The 19123-nt window shown below is 70.0% G+C and carries 15 protein-coding genes; 7 read left to right on the top strand and 8 right to left on the bottom strand.

Going from position 1 to position 19123, the window contains the following annotated elements:
- Window positions 1-112 precede the first annotated feature (112 nt).
- Window positions 113-1801: a DUF885 domain-containing protein gene (locus G4D83_RS27235; RefSeq protein WP_240356632.1), complete on the top strand. Its 1689-nt coding sequence runs from the start codon at window positions 113-115 to the stop codon at window positions 1799-1801.
- Between the two features lie 11 nt (window positions 1802-1812).
- On the opposite strand, the gene G4D83_RS27230 is transcribed toward G4D83_RS27235, so the two are convergent.
- Window positions 1813-2271 (bottom strand): fibril protein, encoded by a 459-nt coding sequence (locus G4D83_RS27230; RefSeq protein WP_240356630.1) that lies wholly within the window; start codon window positions 2269-2271, stop codon window positions 1813-1815.
- 334 nt (window positions 2272-2605) lie between these two features.
- On the opposite strand from G4D83_RS27230, the gene G4D83_RS27225 reads away from it, so the two are divergent.
- Complete coding sequence (locus tag G4D83_RS27225) at window positions 2606-3040, top strand: hypothetical protein (RefSeq protein WP_205522720.1); 435 nt, start codon at window positions 2606-2608, stop codon at window positions 3038-3040.
- A 12-nt stretch (window positions 3041-3052) separates the two neighbouring features.
- Here G4D83_RS27225 and G4D83_RS27220 read toward each other — a convergent pair whose 3' ends face one another.
- The 4 genes from G4D83_RS27220 to G4D83_RS27205 form a co-directional block, all read right to left on the bottom strand.
- Complete coding sequence (locus G4D83_RS27220) at window positions 3053-5629, bottom strand: DUF5916 domain-containing protein (protein WP_163867759.1); 2577 nt, start codon at window positions 5627-5629, stop codon at window positions 3053-3055.
- Between the two features lie 93 nt (window positions 5630-5722).
- Window positions 5723-6892, bottom strand: a complete 1170-nt coding sequence (locus tag G4D83_RS27215) for a 4-hydroxy-3-methylbut-2-enyl diphosphate reductase (protein WP_163867758.1) — start codon at window positions 6890-6892, stop codon at window positions 5723-5725.
- Window positions 6893-7051: 159 nt separating this feature from the next.
- Complete coding sequence (locus tag G4D83_RS27210; protein WP_163867757.1) at window positions 7052-9106, bottom strand: M56 family metallopeptidase; 2055 nt, start codon at window positions 9104-9106, stop codon at window positions 7052-7054.
- Window positions 9103-9501 (bottom strand): BlaI/MecI/CopY family transcriptional regulator, encoded by a 399-nt coding sequence (locus G4D83_RS27205; protein WP_163867756.1) that lies wholly within the window; start codon window positions 9499-9501, stop codon window positions 9103-9105. The genes G4D83_RS27210 and G4D83_RS27205 overlap by 4 nt, the downstream gene beginning before the upstream one ends.
- Before the next feature lie 398 nt (window positions 9502-9899).
- Between G4D83_RS27205 and G4D83_RS27200 the strand changes: the two genes are divergently transcribed.
- Together G4D83_RS27200 and G4D83_RS27195 are read left to right on the top strand one after the other, a co-directional pair.
- Complete coding sequence (locus G4D83_RS27200) at window positions 9900-10826, top strand: hypothetical protein (RefSeq protein ID WP_163867755.1); 927 nt, start codon at window positions 9900-9902, stop codon at window positions 10824-10826.
- Window positions 10827-10888: 62 nt separating this feature from the next.
- Complete coding sequence (locus G4D83_RS27195) at window positions 10889-11545, top strand: hypothetical protein (RefSeq protein ID WP_163867754.1); 657 nt, start codon at window positions 10889-10891, stop codon at window positions 11543-11545.
- 90 nt (window positions 11546-11635) lie between these two features.
- Here G4D83_RS27195 and G4D83_RS27190 read toward each other — a convergent pair whose 3' ends face one another.
- Entirely contained in the window at window positions 11636-12457 is an 822-nt protein-coding gene (locus G4D83_RS27190) for a sterol desaturase family protein (protein ID WP_163867753.1), read from the bottom strand.
- Window positions 12458-12711: 254 nt separating this feature from the next.
- Between G4D83_RS27190 and G4D83_RS27185 the strand changes: the two genes are divergently transcribed.
- A complete protein-coding gene (locus tag G4D83_RS27185) occupies window positions 12712-13041 on the top strand; it encodes a hypothetical protein (protein ID WP_240356628.1) in 330 nt (109 codons plus the stop codon).
- Between the two features lie 19 nt (window positions 13042-13060).
- Here G4D83_RS27185 and G4D83_RS27180 read toward each other — a convergent pair whose 3' ends face one another.
- Together G4D83_RS27180 and G4D83_RS27175 are read right to left on the bottom strand one after the other, a co-directional pair.
- On the bottom strand, window positions 13061-14209 hold the full coding sequence (locus tag G4D83_RS27180) for a hypothetical protein (RefSeq protein WP_163867752.1): 1149 nt from the start codon (window positions 14207-14209) through the stop codon (window positions 13061-13063).
- 19 nt (window positions 14210-14228) lie between these two features.
- A complete protein-coding gene (locus G4D83_RS27175) occupies window positions 14229-15656 on the bottom strand; it encodes a vWA domain-containing protein (protein ID WP_163867751.1) in 1428 nt (475 codons plus the stop codon).
- Window positions 15657-15928: 272 nt separating this feature from the next.
- Here G4D83_RS27175 and G4D83_RS27170 point away from each other — a divergent pair, with 272 nt between their 5' ends.
- Together G4D83_RS27170 and G4D83_RS27165 are read left to right on the top strand one after the other, a co-directional pair.
- Window positions 15929-17440, top strand: coding sequence for a M91 family zinc metallopeptidase (locus G4D83_RS27170; RefSeq protein WP_163867750.1), 1512 nt, complete (start codon window positions 15929-15931; stop codon window positions 17438-17440).
- Between the two features lie 143 nt (window positions 17441-17583).
- Window positions 17584-19104 (top strand): M91 family zinc metallopeptidase, encoded by a 1521-nt coding sequence (locus tag G4D83_RS27165; RefSeq protein ID WP_163867749.1) that lies wholly within the window; start codon window positions 17584-17586, stop codon window positions 19102-19104.
- The last annotated feature ends 19 nt before the right edge of the window (window positions 19105-19123 follow it).

Below are 19123 nucleotides of genomic sequence, written 5' to 3'. Positions count from 1 at the left end.
CGGCCCGTCATCCTTGAAGAGAGCCCTCATGCGCATTCGTGTCGCAGTCATTTTGCTGGCCAGTCTCTCCGCGTGCGCGTCGCGCTCGAAGGACGGGACGGAGTCGTCCTCCTTGCCTTCTCCCTCTCGCGCCGCCACCGCCTCCTATTCGCACTTCATTCGCGAGTACCTGGATTGGTTCTCCGCGGCCAACCCCGTGCGCGCGACGCGACTGGGCTTCCATGCGCATGACGCGCGCCTGCAGGACGTCTCGCAAGAGGCGCTGCGGCGCAAGGCCGAGGCGCTGCACGGCTGGCTCACGCGACTGGAGCAGGTGAACTGCTCCGCGCTCACCGGCGACGAGGCCATCGACGGCGTGGTGCTGCAGAACGCCATCCGCGCGGAGTTGTTCGAACTGGAGGAGGAGCGCATCTGGGAGAAGAGCCCCGGCGCCTACGTGGGCCTGGTCTCCGGCGGCCTGTCCACGCTGTCCTCGCGCGACTTCGCGCCGCTGGGCGAGCGGATGAGGGACATGCGCGCGCGCATGGCGCGCATCCCAGACGTGCTGGAGGCGGCGAAGACGAACCTCAAGGGCGTGCCCCGGTTGTGGGCGGAGCAGGCCATCCGCGACGCGCGCGGCACGCAGGTGTACCTGCGCGTGGACCTGCCTCGGGCCCTGGAGGCCCAGGGCCTGGACAAGGTGCCGCCCGCGGAGCGCGAGGCCTTCCACGCCGCGCGCGCGGACGCCCTGCGGCAGATGGAGGGCTTCACCGAGTGGTTGGAGGAGGAGCTGCTGCCCCAGGCGAACGGCGACTTCCGCCTGGGCCGCGCGCTGTTCGAGAAGAAGCTGGCGCTGGAGGAGCACATCACGCTGAACGCGGACCAGCTGCGCGACATCAACGAGCGCGCCATCCGTGAGTACAAGGCCTGGGTCGCGCGCGAGACGGCGAAGGTGGACCCGACGAAGACGCCCGAGCAGGTGATGGCGGCCCTGGTGAAGGACCACCCCACCTCCGAGGAGCTGATTCCCCTGGCGCGCACCCAACTGGTGGAGTTGCAGCGCTTCGTGCGCGAGAAGGACATCCTGACCCTGCCCTCGGACGCGCTGCCGTCCGTGCGCGAGACGCCTCCGTACGAGCGGCTGGGCTTCGCGTCCATGGACACGCCGGGCCCCTTCGAGAGCAAGGCGAAGGAGGCGTACTACAACATCACCAACGTGGAGTCGGAGTGGTCCACCGACGAGAAGGCGCAGCACCTGACGTACTTCAACCGCGCGGGCCTGTTGGGCATCACCGTGCACGAGGCCATGCCGGGCCACTTCGTCCAGCTTCTCTACGGGTCCAAGATTCCCACCGACGTGCGCAAGGTCTTCACCCCCGCCTCCGTGGTGGAGGGCTGGGCCCACTACGCCGAGCAGATGATGGTGGACGAGGGCCTGGGCCAGGGTGACCCGTCGGTGCGCCTGGGCCAGTTGCGGCGCGCGCTCCAGCGGCACGCGCGGTGGTACGCGGCGCTGGCGCTGCACGTCTACAACGAGCCGGTGGACGCGGTGGCGAAGCGCTACGCGGAGATTGCGTACTTCGAGCCCTTCCCCGCGATGCGCGAGGTGGAGCGCGGCACGTCCAACCCCACGTACCTGTACTACGCGGCGGGGCGCATGCAGATTCTGAAGCTGCGCGAGGACTACCGGAAGCACCTGGAGGCGAGCGGGAAGAAGTTCGTCCTGAAGGACTTCCACGACCGCTTCCTGCAGCTCGGCCTTCCGGTGTCGCTCGCGCGCAAGGTGCTCATCCCCAACGACGAGTCACCGTCGCTGGAGTGAGCGTAGGGCGGCTACAGCTCGATGACGTCCGACGGAGTCGTCGGCGTCTCGCGCGCGGTGAGGCCCTCAATCGTGAAGCCCTGGGGCGCGCGGATGGCGGCCCCGTGGTTCGGGTCGATGTACAGCCGCACCGGGTCCATCAGTCCCTCGTAGCCGACCTCGAACACCTCCAGCCCCGCGTACTCGAGCGACGGCGTGGGGCCGGTGTCGCAGCACGGGCCCAGCCGCTTCCAGGCGACGCGCTGGCCCTGGGGGCCGCGCAACAGCTCGAAGAAGGCCATGACGCCCGGGTTGCCCCAACCCACGCGCACGGGGTCCTCCGCGCGGTAGCCGTAGGTGCTCCCGTCCTCCGTGACGCTCGCGACAGCGGGAGCCTCCTCGCGAGGGGCCCGCACCACGGCCGGGTTCGACGACGCACACGCCGACAGTGTCAGCAGCAGCCCGAGACAGGCGATTCGAAGCGAAACCATTGCACCCTCCTCCTCCACGCCACCCGGGGCGAAACTGGGGCCGGCCTTTCGCGCGTGCACGAACTCGTCCGCCGGAGTCGTTCGACAGCTGACGCTCCCAAGCCCTGGCGGCGGGCCCCCGCTTGCCCGTGCCTCTGAGACGGCCGTGCACCTGACTTTCCAGAACCCGGCACTTGGCCCTCGGGCCCCGAGGAATGCCGTCCTGGAAGGCCCCTGGTTTTCCACCCGGGGACACCGTTCCCCGGCGCGAATTGACTCCCGGGGACGGCGGGCCGAGCGTGGGTGCGTGCGCCCGCTCTCACGTCCAGCTCGCGGTGGTTCGCAGGGCGCCGCGGTGTCTGGCCGCCGCGCCCTGGCGTGGGGACTGCTGGCGCTGACAGTGGCGTGTCCGCACCGCAGGGAGGAGTCGTGTGCCTCCGTGCAGGCCCTGGTGATGGAGGAGCTGCGCGTGACGGATGGCTTCCGGGACAGCCAGCATGACGCGCACTCGCTGGCGTTGAACGCGAGTCAGCTCGAGGAGCTGTCCTCGCGACTGAAGGCCCTGCGCGTCAGTGACGCCGCGCTGCGCGAGGCCGTGCGGCGCTACGGCGCGGACCTGGACCTGCTCGCGCGGTCGCATGCGCACATCGCCCGGGTGAGGGCGCGCCCGGAGCAGGACGTCGCCGCGATGGACGATGGACAGGTGGGGCCCGGCGTCACGCTGGCCACCTACGAGGACTCGGTGAACGAGGCGCGCTCCGCCATCTCCCGCCTCTGCTCCAGGCCGTGAGGCCCCGTCACCTCACGTGCCCCAGTAGTAGCTCCACTTGAGCATTACCGCGTCGTTGGCGGCTCCGGCCAGGAGGCGCCGTGGACGCAGCGTCGCGAAGGGCCGCTCTCCCTCCGGCTCCGGCAGGCCCTGCTGCGAGCGCGAGTAGACGACGAAGAGCGTGGAGCCGAGCTGGTACTCCCACCGCGCCACGACATTCACGTTCAGCGCGGTGTCGTAGAAGCTGCTGTCGTCCGCGTGCTCGACGGGGGTCAGCGAGTCGAGCCGGATGCGCGACCGCCGCGCGTCGGACGTCGCCGTGAAGAAGGGCCCGTAGGTGCCGTGCGCGGTGAAGAGCTGCGCGTAGCCCTGCAGGGTGAGCCGGGGCGTCAGCACCCACTGCTGGCGCAGCGTGAGTGACAGGTATTGCGAGTCCAGCGCGCCCAGCAGGAAGCCGCCGTCGGCCCGTGTCTCCACATAACGAGGCCCGTGGTCCGTCTTGTCGTTGCCCACGGAGAGCTCCGTCTGGAGCGAGGGGTGCGGCCGCATCGACAGGGTGACCTCCCCGCCCCAGTCCCAGGCCGGAGCGCTCGGTCCGCCCCGGAAGCGGTGGCCCACCGACGCGTAGGCCTCCACCGAGACAGGGCGGTTGGGGTTCGTCTCGGCGCTGGCGGCCATGAACATCCGGTCTGGCCGCTCCAGGGGAATCCCCGTCCTCGCCAGCTCCCGCACGTCGAAGCTGTTGAGGTCCAACCCCGTCTCCACGCTCACCGTGTCGAAGCTGGGCAGGGTGGCGCTCGCGTAGAGGTTGAACCAGGTGACCCGGTGCTCGCTCCGCTCATCCGCCGTCCACTTTCCGCCGACGTGGGCATTGGCGAAGAACGCCTTGAACGGGCCCAGTCCATTGGGCTTCGCGAGGCGCAGCGTGGCCCTGGGGGCCACTTCGTTCTGCGAGCGCTGGAAGCCCGTGGCCACCAGCGACAGCTTCGGCGTGGCGATATCCACGCCGACCTCCGGACGCAAACCCTCGCCACCGAAGCGGCCCGCGCGCAGGTAGCCGCCCGCGCCCGAGTCCCCGCCTCGCAGCAGCGTGCCATCCGCGAGCACGCGCTCCGGTGGGCCGCCGTCCACGCGCGACGCCACCATCATCCCGTACACGCCCCAGGTGCTGTCCGCCGTCTTCAGGTCGAAGTCGAGCGCGCCCGTGAGCCCTCCGTGTCCCCGACACGACGCCGGTTGCTGAGCGCCTTCCAGGGCCGCGTCCTCGGCGGTGCAGGTGCCCGACAGCGGGTTGGCCATGGCCACCGCGCCGCCCACGCGCGAGCCCGCGCCCACCTTCCCGCGCGCCACCGCCACCAGGTAGTGCGTCGTCGCGGAGGGCTCGTCCGGCAGCTCCAGCCCCGCGCCCAGGTGCAGCGGCCTGCGCCAGTCGAAGCGCAGGCTCCGGTCCGGGCTCGCCTCGTCGCGCGCCTGCCAGGGGCCGGTGACGAGCGCGTCCAGTATGCCCACCTGCACGCCGCCCACCGAGCCCGTCACCTTCGCCGCGCCGAGCAGCGGCGTGTCCAGGCCGATGCGCCGCGAGTAGAAGAGCGCCAGCGGCGCGTCACCCACGCCCATGCCCACCGGTTGGAACAGCTCCATGCCCTGCGTGAAGAAGGGGCGGCGCTCCGGGAAGTACGCCTCGAACGTGCTCAGGTTGAGCAGCAGTTCGTCCGCCTCCACCTCGCCGAAGTCCGGGTTGAACGTCGCCGCCAGCAGCAGCTCGCTGGTGAGCGATGCGCGCACGTCCAGGCCCACGTCCATGGATGGGCTGAGCAGGCGCGGCGCCGGCCGTGACGCGTTCGAGAACTGGGGCCGCGCCAGGCCCCGCGCCGCCAGGTACGGCATCAACTCCCACCGCCCGCGAGGTTGGAGGTTCTCCATGCCCGTCAGGTGGCCCAGCCGCGACACGTTGGCGTTGTGGTTGCGCGGGTTGTCCACCGACTCCAGCTCCTCGTTCTTGCGCGCGATGTCGCGACGCACCGAGAAGCCCCACGTCTGCACCGGCGCCTCCGGGAAGCGCAGCAGCGAGAGGGGAATGGCGAACTCCGCCACCCAGCCGTCCTTCACGTCGCCCGCGGCCCCGGCCCAGATGCCGCTCCAGTCCTCCGTGTAGTAGCGGTCGTCGTAGAACAGCCCGTCGCTCTGCACGCCGCCGGCGGTGACGGAGAAGCTGTACGCGGTGCGATGGTCATGCGTCGGGTCGATGAGGACATGAATCGTGTCCGAGTACGGCGCGCTGTCCCGCCGCCCCAGCCGCCGGTCGATGCGCGAAGGCTCCGAGTCGCGCGCCACCACGCCCACGTACAACATGTCCTCGTCGTAGAGCACTCGCAGCTCCGTCTTCTCCGACGGTGCCCGGCCCGCCGCCGGATAGCGCTCCACGAAGCCGTCGAACACGGGCGCGCGCGCCCAGTCATCCTCGTCCAGCCTCCCGTCCACCTGGAGCGAGCCCGTGGCCCGCGCCGCCTGAAGGAACTGCTCCTTCCCTGGCCCCTCCACCGCCGCGCCCGCCGCCAGACTCCACAGCGACACCATGAGCGCGATGGCCCCTCTGACACCGAATGACATGTCCCTCTTCCCTGGTGCCCCGCGAAGCGGGGACACCGGGCTCCCTCGGTAAAGAACGTGAGTGGACGGCGCTTCCTGAATGACCCTGGAGTGCTACTTGCCGCCCTTGCCGTCCTTGCCGCCACGCGACATGGAACGCATGAACGTCTCGTCGATTCCGTGGATGCGCAGGCGCACCAGCTCCTCCGGAGTGATGTTCTTGTAGCCCGCGTCGCGCAGCTTCTTCACGAACTCGGGCGTCACGCCGTGGATGCGGAAGGAGACCAGTTCTTCCTGCGTGATTTCCTTGAAGCCCAGCTCTCGCATCTCCTTCACGAAGGGCGTGGTGACTCCGTGGATGCGCATGGCGACGAAGTCGTCCGAGTCCAAATCCTTGAAGCCCAGCTCCCGCATCTCCTTCACGAAGGCCGTGCTGACGCCGTGGATGCGCATGGCGACCAGCTCGTCCGCGTCCAGGTCCTTGAAGCCCAGGCCGCTCATCTCCTTGGCGAACGCGGTGGTGATGCCATGGATGCGGAAGGCGACGATTTTCTCGGCGTCCAGGCCGCGGTAGCCCATGGCGTTCACCTCGCGGATGTACTCGGGGGTGACGCCGTGGATGGACATGGCGAGCAGGTCCTCCCAGGACAGCTTGGGGAAGCCGGCGACGGCCAGGTCCTTGGCGCGCTGGGCCGTGACGCCGTGGATGCGGCCCGCCACCAACTGCTCGATGGACAGCTTCTCGTAGCCCAGCTTCGCCAGCTCGCGGACGTACTCGGGGGACACGTCGAAGATGCCCACCGTGAGCAGCTGCTCGCGCGGGATGTTCTTGTAGCCGAGGGCCGCCAGCTCCTTCACCCGCTGGGTGGTGACGTTGGTCGCCGCGAACTGGAACTGTTCGTAACTTGTGAGGTTCGTGTAGCCGAGCGCCGCCATGGCCTTCGCGTAGGCCTCGCTGGGCGCGAAGCGGTAGTGGCCCGCGCCGTCACCGCCCTGGAAGGTGCCGGTGAAGGTGAGGACGCCCGCCTCGCGGGTGAGGGTGAAGGTGGACGGGCCGTCCGCGGTGGACAGGCCCTGGAAGGAGGCGCGGGGCTCGGTGAAGCCCATCTGCCCCTGGCCGCCCTCTTCCTTGTCGGGGTGGATGAGGTTGATGTGGAAGCTGTCGGGGGACGACTTCTCGCGGGCGGTGGACGTCCAGGTGCCGCGCAGCTCGTTCGCGGCGGAGGCGGTGGTGGCCACGAGCAACAGGACACAGCAGGTCAACAGCGACGGCAGGCGACGCATGGAGAGGCTCCTTCGATTCTGGATGGACCCCTCCCGTCCGACGCGCCTGTGTGGACGCGTCAGCGGGGAAGGGCGTGAGAGGGATGGGGTGTCACGGGGCCGGGGAGCGAGCGCTGCTCCCCGGGCCACTCGGTGACGGGTGTTACAGTGTGGCGGGTGTTACTTGGAGTCGCGCAGCCGCCGGATGAACTCGGCGTCCACGCCGCCGGAGCGCAGGCGCACCAGCTCATCGGCGGAGAGGTTCTTCAGGCCCGCGGCGTTCAGCTCGCGCAGGAACTCCGGGGTGACGCCCAGCGCGCGCAGCTCGGTCAGCTGGTCCGGGTCCTTCGACTCCACGCCGGCCGCGCGCATCTGCTCCAGCCACGACGGCGTGACACCCACCGCGCGCAGCTCCTGGAGGTCATCCGCGGCGAGCTTGGACAGGCCGAACTTGCCCAGCGCGCCGATGTACTCCGGGTCCACGCCCACCGCGCGCAGCTCGGTGATGTCCTCCAGCGACATGCCGGAGTAGCCCGCGGCCTTCAGCCCGCGCACGTAGTCCTCGCTCACTCCCACCGCGCGCGCCTCCACCACGTCGTCCGGGTCCTTCGTTTCGAAGCCCGCGTTCTTGAGCGCGGCGAGGTACTCCTGCGTGACACCCATGGTGCGCAGCTCCACCAGCGTGTCGGCGTCCAGCTTGCGGCCGAAGTTCGCGGTCATCTGCTTCGTGTACTCGGGGGTGACGCCCACGTGGCTCATCTCCACCAGGTTGGCGACGGTGGGCTCGTAGCCCATCGACTCCAGCTCCCGCACCCGCTCCGGCGTGACGCCCGCCGTCTTCAGCGCCACGAGCTGGTCGACGGAGAGCGGCTGCCCCGCGCCCACCCGGGTGCGCTCGTCGACGTCATCATCGTCACGGCCCGAGAACGCCTTCACCTTCACCTTCACCTTGGGCGCGACGGCCAGCTTGATGGGGACGTTCACCTTGACGTCGACCTTGGGGTTCGGCGCCACGGTGAAGCGGGGCGCGGAGGGCGCGCTCGGCGGCGCGGGAGGCTCCGCCGCGTCGGGAGGCGCGGGGATGGCGACGCCCGGCGGGGCCTTGGACGACGTGTTGGACGCGGGGCTCTGGCCCAGCACCAGCGACGTCAGGGGCGTGGCCACCGCGAGGCTGCTGACGAGCGTGAGCACCGACGCTCCCGCCACCCAGCGGGAGGAGCAGCGCGGCGCGGCGGGGGAGACCAGTCGGCGCACGCGCTCGGGCAGCGAGCCACCGAGGGCGGACATCGCGTGGCTCGACTCCGAGGGCAGCACTCGCAGCGCCTCCAGCGCGGTGAGGGCCCGGGCGTAGGAGACGGAGTTGCCGCTGGCGCTCACCGCCACGTCGTCGCAGCAGTGCTCGCGCTCCACGCGGATGACGTTGGACATCCACCGCACGGCCGGGTGGTAGAAGAAGAGCGTCTCCACCACCACCTGCGCCAGGTTCACCGCGAAGTCATGCCGGCGGATGTGGGCCAGCTCGTGCGCCAGCACCATCTCCAACTGGCGCGTGGGGAGTCCAGAGAGCGTGGACACCGGCAGCAGCACCACCGGCGACAGCCAGCCCACCGTCGAGGGAACGTCCACCTCGGTCGACTGGAGCAGCCGCACCGCGCGCGCCAGGCCCAGTCGTCGCGACAGCGTGTCCAATCGCTCCTGCCACTCACGCGGCGCGGGCAGGGCACGGCGCGCGAGCCGGCGCAGTTGCACCCACTCCGCCGTCAGCCGTCCGGAGCTGAGCCCCACGCCCGCCACCCACGCGAGCACCACCCACCGCAGCAGGCTGTCCAGCGACGCGCGCGCCTGTTCCACCAGCCGCGTCAGCACGCTCGCCGGCTCCAGCCGAGTCCATCCAGACGTCGTGGGCTCGCGCTCGGAGGAGATGACGGCGCTGGGCGTGGCGGCCCACTGGGGCCGGGCCCGGGTCGCGAGGAGCGGCTCCTCATGCACGGCCCGGGTGGCAGCGGCGTGCTCCGCCTGACGCGTGGCGCGCGCTCGAGTCGCGTGCCGCCACCCGGTGGCCGCGGGCAGCACCACGGTCAGCACCAGCGCGCCACAGGCCAGAACATAACGCGCGTTGGCCGCGCGGCGTCCCACCGTCACCAGCGCCACCGCCAGCCCCAGCGCCACCAGCGCGCCCTGCCAGAGCGAGTGCATCAGCGCCCATCCCAAGGACTCCATCCACAGGCCGCTCATTCGTCCGCTCCTTCCATGGAATCGAGCAGCTGGCGCAACTGGGCCAGCTCCTCCGGGCTCGTCTTGCGCGAGGACAACGCCTGCATGGCCAGCCGCGCCGGAGAGCCGCCGAAGGCGCGCTCCACCAGGTCCGTCACCAGCTGTCGCTGCGTGCGCTGCTCCGTCGCCTGGGCCCGGTACACGTGCGCGCGCTGGGACTCGTCGCGCTCCACCAGGCCCTTGTCCGTCATGATTTGCATCAGCTTCAGCACCGTCGTGTAGCCCGTGGCCTCCGCCGGCTCTCGCCGGTGAAGCGCCTCGTGCACCTCCCGCACCGTGCTGTCACCGCGCTCCCACAACACCCTCAGGATGGCCAGCTCGCCATCCGTGGGGCGCGGCAGCTTCGACTCGCTCATGGCTTCCTCGCGTCCAACATGCACGACTCATCATACGAATGGCTTCGTAGATGTCAACGAAGGTCTTCGTAGATGCGAGGGGTGGGGTGGGATGCGCTCTGGAAGTGCGGGCCAGTTCCCAGTCTGGGAACGCGAGGCCTCACCTTCGTGCCTGCCTGCTCCCGGGCTTTACCCAGGAGGAGAAGAAAACCTCTTTTGGAGAGGGAAGCGCCGTTCCCAGCGGAGGGAAGCCGGGTTCCACGCAAGGTGCCCTGGCGTCCCGCCTGCTCGGCCTGGGGGGAGGTGGGTCCGTCGCGGCGGAGGCGACCTGACAGGTCTCCCGCGTGGCACATGAGGTGAAAAAGGCCCGTCCGACGTGAGCCATACAGGCTCGAGACGATGCAAGGCGGGACAGACAAATGAAGGCGTTGAGCGGTTGGATGGGAGCGGCCTGTGCCGCCGCGGTGGGGTTGGCGGGTGTGGCGGAAGCCCATGATTTGACGTGCTCGAAGCTGGTGAACGGGCAGTCCTCCGTGGAGGCCACGTCGTATCCGTTCACGGCGAACTTCAGCTACCAGGTCAACAACGTCCACCCGACGTTGCCGTCCATCATGCTGACCGCCGCGGATCCGCTGCTGGTGCTGGAGGGCTTCTCCTTCATCCCTCCGCCGCCGGTGGTGATTCCGGTGGGCCAGTCGGTGACGTCCACCTTCGCGCTGACCATCAACAGCTACGACGACTGCCGCACGCTGTCCATCCTCGACGGACTGCCGGACAACAACATCGACAACGTGTTCACCGCGGGGTTCGACCTGGGCTCCTCGCTGTGCACCGCGCGCGTCACCTGTGTGGAGCCGCCGCCGGACGCGTGTGCCAACGCGACGCGCACGCTGGGCTTCTACAAGAACCACATCTCCGCGGTGCAACAGTGCCTGGCCGGTGGCCCCATTCCGCTGGGCAGCATCGGCATCGTCGCCACGTTGCCGGGCGCGGAGGGCATCCTCTGGGGGGACCCCGCGAAGTACCCCATCACCGGCCTGCCGCGCAGCCAACTGGACCGCGTCCGCTTCCTGGCCTCGCGGCAGATGCTGGTGGCCACCTGCAACCAGCGCCTGTTCGGCGGTGTCACCGTGCCACCCAACCTGCTGGCGCTCGTGCTGACCGCGCTGGGCACCGTCAACTGCACCACGCTCGACAACCTCGCCACGCAGTTGGACACGTACAACAACTCCTGTGACTCGGCGCCGTTCCCGACGGGCTTCGACGCGGGGCCCCCGACGCCCCAGGCCGCCCAGGCGCTCGCCATCGACTTCACCATTCCCACGGGCCTCAGCTGCCTGCCGTGAGCCCCCCGTCACATCCCCTTTCCAGACATCGATTCACTGAAAAGCTTTCGAGGAGCCACGTCATGAAGAAGTTGCTGCTGTCCACCCTGGGGGCTTCCGCCCTCGCGCTCGCCGCCTGCAGCGGTGATGACCCCGCCCCGTTCCCCGGTGAGGAAGACCCGGGTGTGGAGACGCCCGTCCCCGGTGATGTGGACCCCGTGCCCCCGCCTGGCGGCGAGGGCCCCGGTCCGACTCCCCCCGGCGGCGAAGGCCCCGGGCCGACGCCTCCAGGAGGGCAGGGCCCCGGCACGCCTTCCACGCAGTCATTCGAGCTGCGGCTGCGAGCCGAGGGCGTGGCGGACTACACCTCGATGAAGGTGCCCGTCTCCGACGTGCTGGTCACCGCCGAGGGCAAGCCCGTGCCCGTGCAGGTGGTGTCCAACATGCTGGAGCTGGCGACGCCGGGCCATTCACCGCTGGCCGCGCGCTTCACCGTGCCGCCCGGTGTGGAGAAGGTCCAAATCACCGTGCACTTCAACGCGCTGGGTGACTTCGCCCGGAATGGCGCGCGGGCGTCGGAGCTGGACGCGCGGGTGGCGCCGGTGACGTTCGAGGCGCGCGTGAGGGACTTGTCCGTGCGTGGCCGCGCGGTGCTCGTGCTGGACATGGCGCGCTCGATGATGACGACGCAGAAGTCCAACTCGATGCAGCTGCTGCCCAACGGCACGGTGAAGTACTAGCCGCGTCCGGTACGTGCGGAGGGCGTCGTCACGGCGCCCTCCGGTGAAGCCTTCTGGCGAGCCGTGTGCGAAGGCTCGCCGTCGCTTCGTCTACGGCTCGCCGCGGGCGGCCGGAGCGTCCTCGGGCTGCGTGCCCTGGCCTTCCTTGCCCTGCCAGAAGCGGCGCGGGTGGTCATCACCGCGCGTGCCATTGGAGAGCTTGTCCACCCACGGGTAGCGCTTGGCCTCCTCGGCGGTGTAGCCCAGGTTGAAGACGGTGGGGCTCTTGGGCTTCTCACCGGCCTTCGAATAGAAGGTCCCGAAGAGGCGGTCCCAGAAGTAGTTGGTGATGCCGTAGTTGCCCTGCTCGTTGTGGTAGTGGTGAGACAGGTGCAGGCGCTTGATTTCCTTCAGGAAGCCCAGCTTCGGCGTGTAGTTCAGGTGCTGGATGCAGTGGCAGAATTCATAGAAGCACGTAATCACCATCGCCCAGCCCAGCGCCGCCGCCGCGCCCGACCTGCCGCCAATCAGATAGCCGATGGGCGCAATCACGCCGCCCACCGTCGGCAGCACGTTGGCCAGCGCGCCGAAGAGCACGCGCAAGTCATTGGGGTCCTGGTGGTGGTCGAAGTGGATGCGCTTCCACGTCGCCGCGGTGAAGGGCGTCTTGTAGAGGAAGCGGCTGTGCAGGATGTTCTTGTGCACCAGGTACCAGCCGAACGGGAACACCACGCTCGCCGCCAGCATGGCCAGCAGCATGCGCCCCGGATTCTCGAACCACTTCACCGCGTAGACGAAGCTGACGATGCCGACGGCGATGTAGGCCACGACGGCGTAGTACGTGAAGAACGAGTAGACGAGGTCTCCCAGCGTCATCCGGTCCAGGTTGTGCTTGCGGTGCTTCAGAAACAGAAAGGGTTGGCTGACCGCCACGGTATCCCTCGCGATTGGACGCTTGCCCGCCCATGCGGCGTCGTTGTGAGTAGCAGGGGCCCGGCACCCTTGCGCCACAATCATCAGGCCCGCTTTTACGTTTTTCTGCGGTGCAAGAGAAGCTCCGCTGCTCCCCTGCCCGCTGACTGGACGCCTGCCCTCCCACCTGGGTGGTGGCCGAGTTGAGCGGCGGACTTCCCCGAGAGGTGCCCACGTCCCACTTTCGACGAGGGGATCAGCGCGTGGAGGCTCCCATGGCGGAAAAGGCAGGGGAAGACAAGTCGCGAGGGAGCAGGGCCCGGGGGCAAGTCGCGGTGGCGACACGGAGCGTGGAGACGGAGGACCGAGGCACCCTCGCCCTACGTCGGACCACCTCGGAGTACCGGGCGTCGGCGGAGGAGCAGGCGGCGCGGGTGCGTGAGGAAATCGAGGCGGCGCTCGTCGTCGCCCGGGACACGCGGGAGGCCATCGAGCGGAGGATCGCCGACGAGCTGCACGCGCCTCCCGGCAGCTTCAGGGCTCGGGCCCAGCCCAAGGCTCCCCGGCGCAAGGTCGCCGCCCGGAAGAAGAAGGCGAGCGCCTGAAGAAGCCTGGGTGCGCGTCTCAGCTTCGCAGGCGCGTGGCCTCGGGCGTGGTGGGGCGCGGGGTGTCCTCGTGCGCGTCCGCCGGGGCGGGGGGAAGGGCGGACTCGTCGCCCATGCCCTTGAGCCGGCGCGCCAGCTGCGCGGCCTGCTCGCCCTTGGCACCCAGCTCATGGCCCTGCGCGCCGATGAAGGACACGCGGGCGCGCTCCAAGAGCGCCACCTGCGCGTGGAGCTGGGCGACCAGCCGCTCGCGCTTGCGGCTCAGCGCATCCAGGTGATTGAGCTCCTCGCCCAGTGAGGACGCGGCCAGCTCCAGTTGGCGGCGCGCCACGGTGTCCTGGATGGCGGCGGCGCGCGCGCGCAATTCCTTCACCTGTGCGTCCACGTCATGGGCCACGACGGAGTCGAGCTGCGCGGTGAGCGCCGAGTGGGCTTCCGCGAGCGAGAAGCTCTCCGCGGCCATCTTTTCAATCACGCCCACCAGCTCCTGCCGCCCGGTGCTCGCGGGCATGCGCAGCACCGCCGCCTTGCACTGCTGGTACAGCCCGAGCGCGCGCGCGGCCAGCTCCTGGGCCTCGCCCTTGAGCGTGTCGCCGAGCGCCAGGCCGCGGGCCTCCACCGTGTCGGTGTGCAGCACCACGTGCGAGGGCAGCGTGCCGATGCTCCAGAAGAGGGCCACGCAGGCGAAGCCCACCACCAGGGACACCAGGTTCATGTCACCCAGGAAGCGGGCGTCCAGCACCTGCTGCACGTACAGGCCCACCGGGGCGAGGATGCCGGCGGCGGCGGCGCTCGCGGCGACGGCGGTGGAGGTGCCCGCGCTCTCGCGGCCGTTGCCCAGCCACGTCACCAGCGCCGCGGCGATGCAGGCCGCCAGGCTCTGGGGCAGCGGGTGGGGCGCGGAGAAGAGGAAGGGGAACACCGGCAGCACGGCGAGCGCCGCGCGCAGGCCCAGCCCGTAGCCCTTCAGGGGCTTCGCGGCGGCGAGCGCGGCGGCCACCACCGCGAAGTAGCCCGGCTCCAGCGTCAGCCGGACGATGGGCGTGAAGGGCTCCCAGACTCGCAGCGCGAGCGCCGCGAAGATGCCCATACAGGCTCCTCCCCCCAGTGCGCGAAAGGTGCGGGATTCGAACTCCTCGCGGTGGAGGAACTGCAGGGAGAGGGCCATGGGCTGCACACCGTCCTGACTAATAGGCGTTGTTCTCGCCGAAGTTCTTCATCGTCTTCTTGTAGAGGTTCAGCGACTCGCGGCGAACGTCACCGTCATTCGACGCCCGCCCATAGGCTGCCTCTGTCTGGTCCAGCTCCGCAAGCTCCCCCGACAGCGCGGCGGCGGACGAGCCGAAAAGCTTCCGGGCGTTGCCCAGCAGACCCACGGCGCCCTTGCGGTTGCCGCGCTTCATCTCCTCCACCGCGGCGCGCATCTGCTGGGTTCCCAACGCTCGCACCGCGTGCACGCGCACGTCCCGGTCCAGGTGGGCGCGCACCAGGGCGGCGTCCTCGGTGACCTGGGCCTTCAGGGGCAGGGTGGACTCGGCCATCATGTCCCGGGCCACGTCCAGGTAGTGCACGGTGGCGTCGAGCAGGGGCAGGGCTTCCGAGGTGGCGCTCGCTCGCAGCGTCAGCTTCACGACGACGCGGACGGACTGCTCTCCGGACAGGTCGTACAGCGGCACCTTGACGACGGCGCCCTCGCGGGTGGAGGGCAGGCCCATGACCTCCACGTCGCGGACGGACGGGGGCAGGGTGAGCCGCAGCTCCACGCGGCGGGCGACGGTGCTGGTGGCCTGGTCCAGCTCGCGGGAGAAGACCTCCGCCAGCCGGGAGGAGTCGTTGAGGAAGCCGGAGAAGCCGCCGCCCTGCTCGGCCATGCCGCGCATGAGGGAGGCCTGGAAGTCCTCGCCCACGCCGAGCGCGCTCACGGTGATGCCCTCGTCGCGCAGGCGGCGCGTGAGCTGGAACAGCTCCGGCTCCGTCACCAGGCCCGCCGTCGGCTGGCCGTCGCTCAGCAGGATGGCGCGGCTGACGCGGAACTGGGAGAGGTGGCCGCGCAGCGCGGAGGCCGCCTCGGTGAGTCCGCCGCTGATGTTGGTGGAGCCGTCGTCCTGGATGCCGTCGATGGAGGCGAGCAGCTCCGCGCGGACCTCGGAGGTGACGAGGCGGCTGGGGATGACCTTCACGTCGGTGCCGTAGTGGATCAACGCGAGCCGGTCCTCGGGCGTCAGGCGGTTCACCAGCTCGGTGGCGGCGCGCTTGGCGTCCGCGAGCTTCTGGCCGGACATGGAGCCAGAGCGGTCCACGACGAGGGCCATGTTCACGGGGACGCGGTGCTGGGCCTCCACGGGGCGGGCCTTGAGCTCCATCCACGCGAAGGCCTCGCTGTCGCCCGTCTGGACATAGGTGCCGGACAGCTTGCCGGTGAGCGTGAGGGCCCCGTCGGAGGGCTGCGCGACGAGCAGCGGCAGCACGGCGGTGGCGGGCTGGTCATCCGGCCGGGCCACGGTGTGGCTGGTGTCGGTGACGGGAGGAGGCGGCGGCGGGGCGGGCTTGCCCAGCGAGAGCGCGCCCAGGGCGAGCAATCCAGCGGCGGACAGCAGCAGCAGGGTGCGGTTCATGTGTGGCCTCGGGGTGTGAGGGCTGAAGTGAGTGGCACAGTCGCCCGTCAGAGCCCCGGGCCGCATCGGTCACCGGGAGGAGGGTCCCCCCGATGACCGATGGAGCGATGTCAGGCGTTGCGTGGGTGGAGGAAAACCCAGACGTCTGTCCATGCGACGTGCCCGGTGGCCGGGGCGAACCCCTGGGACGCCGTGGATCCACCGAACCCGCGATTCGTTCCCAGGATTCGAGAAACGACGCAACTCCCACCAGGGGACCCCGATAATCGGGAATGACCACGATTGGAAAGCCTGGTTCGCGCCCCGCCCTCACCGTGAAGCCCGAGCCGAAGCCGGAGCCGGTGAAGCAGACCGCCCAGGCCCAGCGCGCGGACCCCGTGAAGACGGCCGTCGCGCAGCGGATGAAGGACGGCTTCGACGCGGCCCCGCGCACGGGCTCGGCGTCCCGTCCGGTGCTCTCCGAGATTCGGGGTGAGGGCGCGCCGGTGGGTCCGGGAAGCGCGGCGGGCAAGTCCGTGGGGAACCAGGCGGGCAAGTCCAATCCGCCTGTCGCGGCCACGGGCCCTCAGGTCAGCACGAACGCGAACGGTCAGACGGTGGTGGACCTGGGCACGGGGAACAACACCGCGACGGTGTCGCAGGGCCAGGATGGCTCGCTGACGGTCAGGTCTGGCACGGACTCGGTGACGCTGACGCCGGAGCAGGCCAGGGGCGCCATCATCAACGGCGGCGACGGCAACGACACGATTACGCTGGATGCGAGCGTCACCCAGGACGTCACGGTGGACGGCGGCGCGGGCAACGACAAGCTGACGGGCGGCCGGGGCAACGACACGCTCATCGGCGGCGCGGGCAACGACACGGTGCTGGGTGGCGCGGGCAACGACTCCGTCTCGGGTGACGACGGCGACGACTACGTCGAGGGTGGCGCTGGCAACGACCTGGTGAACGGTGGCGCGGGTCGCGACGTCCTCTACGGCCTGGATGGAGATGACCTGGTGAACGGCGGCGAGGGCCGCGACTACATCGACGCGGGCGCGGGCAACGACACGGCGACGGGCGGCGCGGGGGATGACCAGGTCATCGGTGGCCGGGGCGACGACTCGCTGAGCGGTGGCGAGGGCAACGACGCGGTGGCCGGTGGTGAGGGCAAGGACACGGTCAACGGCAACGGTGGGACGGACAAGCTCTACGTCGAGGAGGGCGAGGAGAGCGCCGACTCGGCCGGGGACACGCGGACCATCGTCGACATGACGAACGCGAGCACGCGCGGCAGCTCCGTGTCGGTGACGGGCAGCCCGGAGTTCCAGGCGCGCGTGCAGTCGGACCTGGACGCGATGCGCTCGCTGCCGTCGGGCCAGGACCTGCTGCGCTCGCTGGATGCCAGCGGCAAGACGACGACCATCTCGGAGACGTCCGGCGGCAACACGGCGAACGGCACCCACTTCAACGACGGCTTCTTCAACGCGGACGGCACGGCGGGCAAGGGCACGAACGCGACGGTGAACTACAACACCTCGCGCATCTCCCTGGGCGCCGACGAGTGGATGAACCGTCCTCCGATTGTCGGCCTGTTCCACGAGCTGGTGCACGCGTCGGACCTGAACAACGGCACGCTGGCGAACGGCTCGAAGGACGGCACGCGCAACCTCGAGACGTCCGCGGTGGGCCTGCCCATCGACCTGGACCAGAACCCGGCCACGCCGGACGTGGTGCAGGGTGGCCGCCCCGGTGAGAACGTCCTCCGCGACGACCTGAACCTGCCGACCCGGCCGCACTACTAGCCGCTGTTGAGCCGCTCCCGGCTTTCGAGAAACGACGCAACTGTTGTCCGGGGAACCCGATAATCGGGAAGGTCGGCGTTCGTCCGCCCCGGCATTGACCGCTGGGACTGTACCGGGTGCCTCGTCTTCAGGGAGAAATCGTCATGACCACGATTGGCAAGTCCGGTACGCGTCCCACCCTCACCGTGAAGCCCGAGCCGAAGCCGGAGCCGGTGAAGCAGACCGCCCAGGCTCAGCGCCCCGACGCGGTGAAGACGGCCGTCGCCCAGCGGATGAAGGACGGCTTCGAAGCGGCCCCGCGCACGGGCCCTGCTGCATCCCGTTCCGCACAGGGCAGTGACTTCGAGGGCGCCCGGCCTCCTCCGAGTGGCCCCGGTTCCACGGTGGGCAAGGCCGTGGCCGCCGCGGCCAACGCCATCAAGCAGGCCGTCGCGGGCACGGGCCCTCAGGTCAGCACCAACGCGAATGGCCAGACGGTGGTGGACCTGGGCGCCGGCAACAACGATGCCCGCGTGACGATGAACCGGAGCGGCGGGCTGACCATCACCTCCGGCTCCGACTCGGTGACGCTGTCGCCCGAGCAGTCCAAGAACGCCATCATCCAGGGCGGCGCTGGCAACGACACCATCACCGTGGATCCGAACGTCACCGTCGACCTCACGATTGATGGCGGCGCGGGCAACGACAAGCTGACGGGCGGCGCGGGCCACGACACGCTCACCGGCGGCGTGGGCAATGACACGCTCATTGGTGGCAACGGCAACGACTCCATCTCCGGCGACGACGGCGACGACTACATCGAGGCCGGCGCGGGCAACGACCTGGTGAACGGTGGCGCGGGCCGTGACGTGCTCTACGGCCTGGATGGCGATGACCTGCTCAACGGCGGCGAGGGCCGCGACTACATCGACGCGGGCGCGGGGAACGACACCGCGACGGGCGGCGCGGGTGACGACCAGGTCATCGGCGGCCGGGGCGACGACTCGCTGAGCGGTGGCGAGGGCAACGACGCGGTGGCGGGTGGCGCGGGCAAGGACACCGTCAGCGGCAACGGCGGCGACGACAAGCTCTACGTCGAGGCGGACGAGAAGACCGACGACGTCGCTGGGGATACGCGGACCATCGTCGACATGAAGGACGCGGAGAAGCGGGGCCGCTCAGTGACGGTGGAGGGCAGCCCGGAGTTCCAGGCGCGCGTGCAGTCGGACCTGGACGCGATGCGCTCGCTGCCGTCGGGTCAGGACCTGCTGCGCACGCTGGACGACAGCGGCCACTCGACGACCATCAAGGAGACGACGGGTGGCAACTCGGCGTCCGCCTCGAACAAGGACGACGCCTGGTTCAAGGCGGACGGCACGCCGGGCAAGGGCACCGACGGCACGGTGAACTACAACACCTCGCGCATCTCCCTGGGCGGCGAGGAGTGGATGAACCGCCCGCCCGTGGTGGCGCTGTTCCACGAGCTGGTGCACGCGTCCGACTACGCCAACGGCACGCTGGCGAACGGGGAGAAGAACGGCACCAACAACCGCGAGACGTCCGCGGTGGGCCTGCCCATCGACCTGGACCAGAACCCGGCCACGCCGGACGTCGTGCAGGGCGGCCGCCCCGGTGAGAACGTCCTCCGCGACGACCTGAACCTGCCCACCCGGCCGCGCTACTAAGCTCTGTCGCGCATGAGAG

Origin of the sequence: Myxococcus eversor (assembly GCF_010894455.1) — a bacterium.
GTDB lineage: Bacteria > Myxococcota > Myxococcia > Myxococcales > Myxococcaceae > Myxococcus > Myxococcus eversor.
Note: the sequence above shows the minus strand (reverse complement) of the source record. Positions and strands in the feature narration are given on the sequence as shown.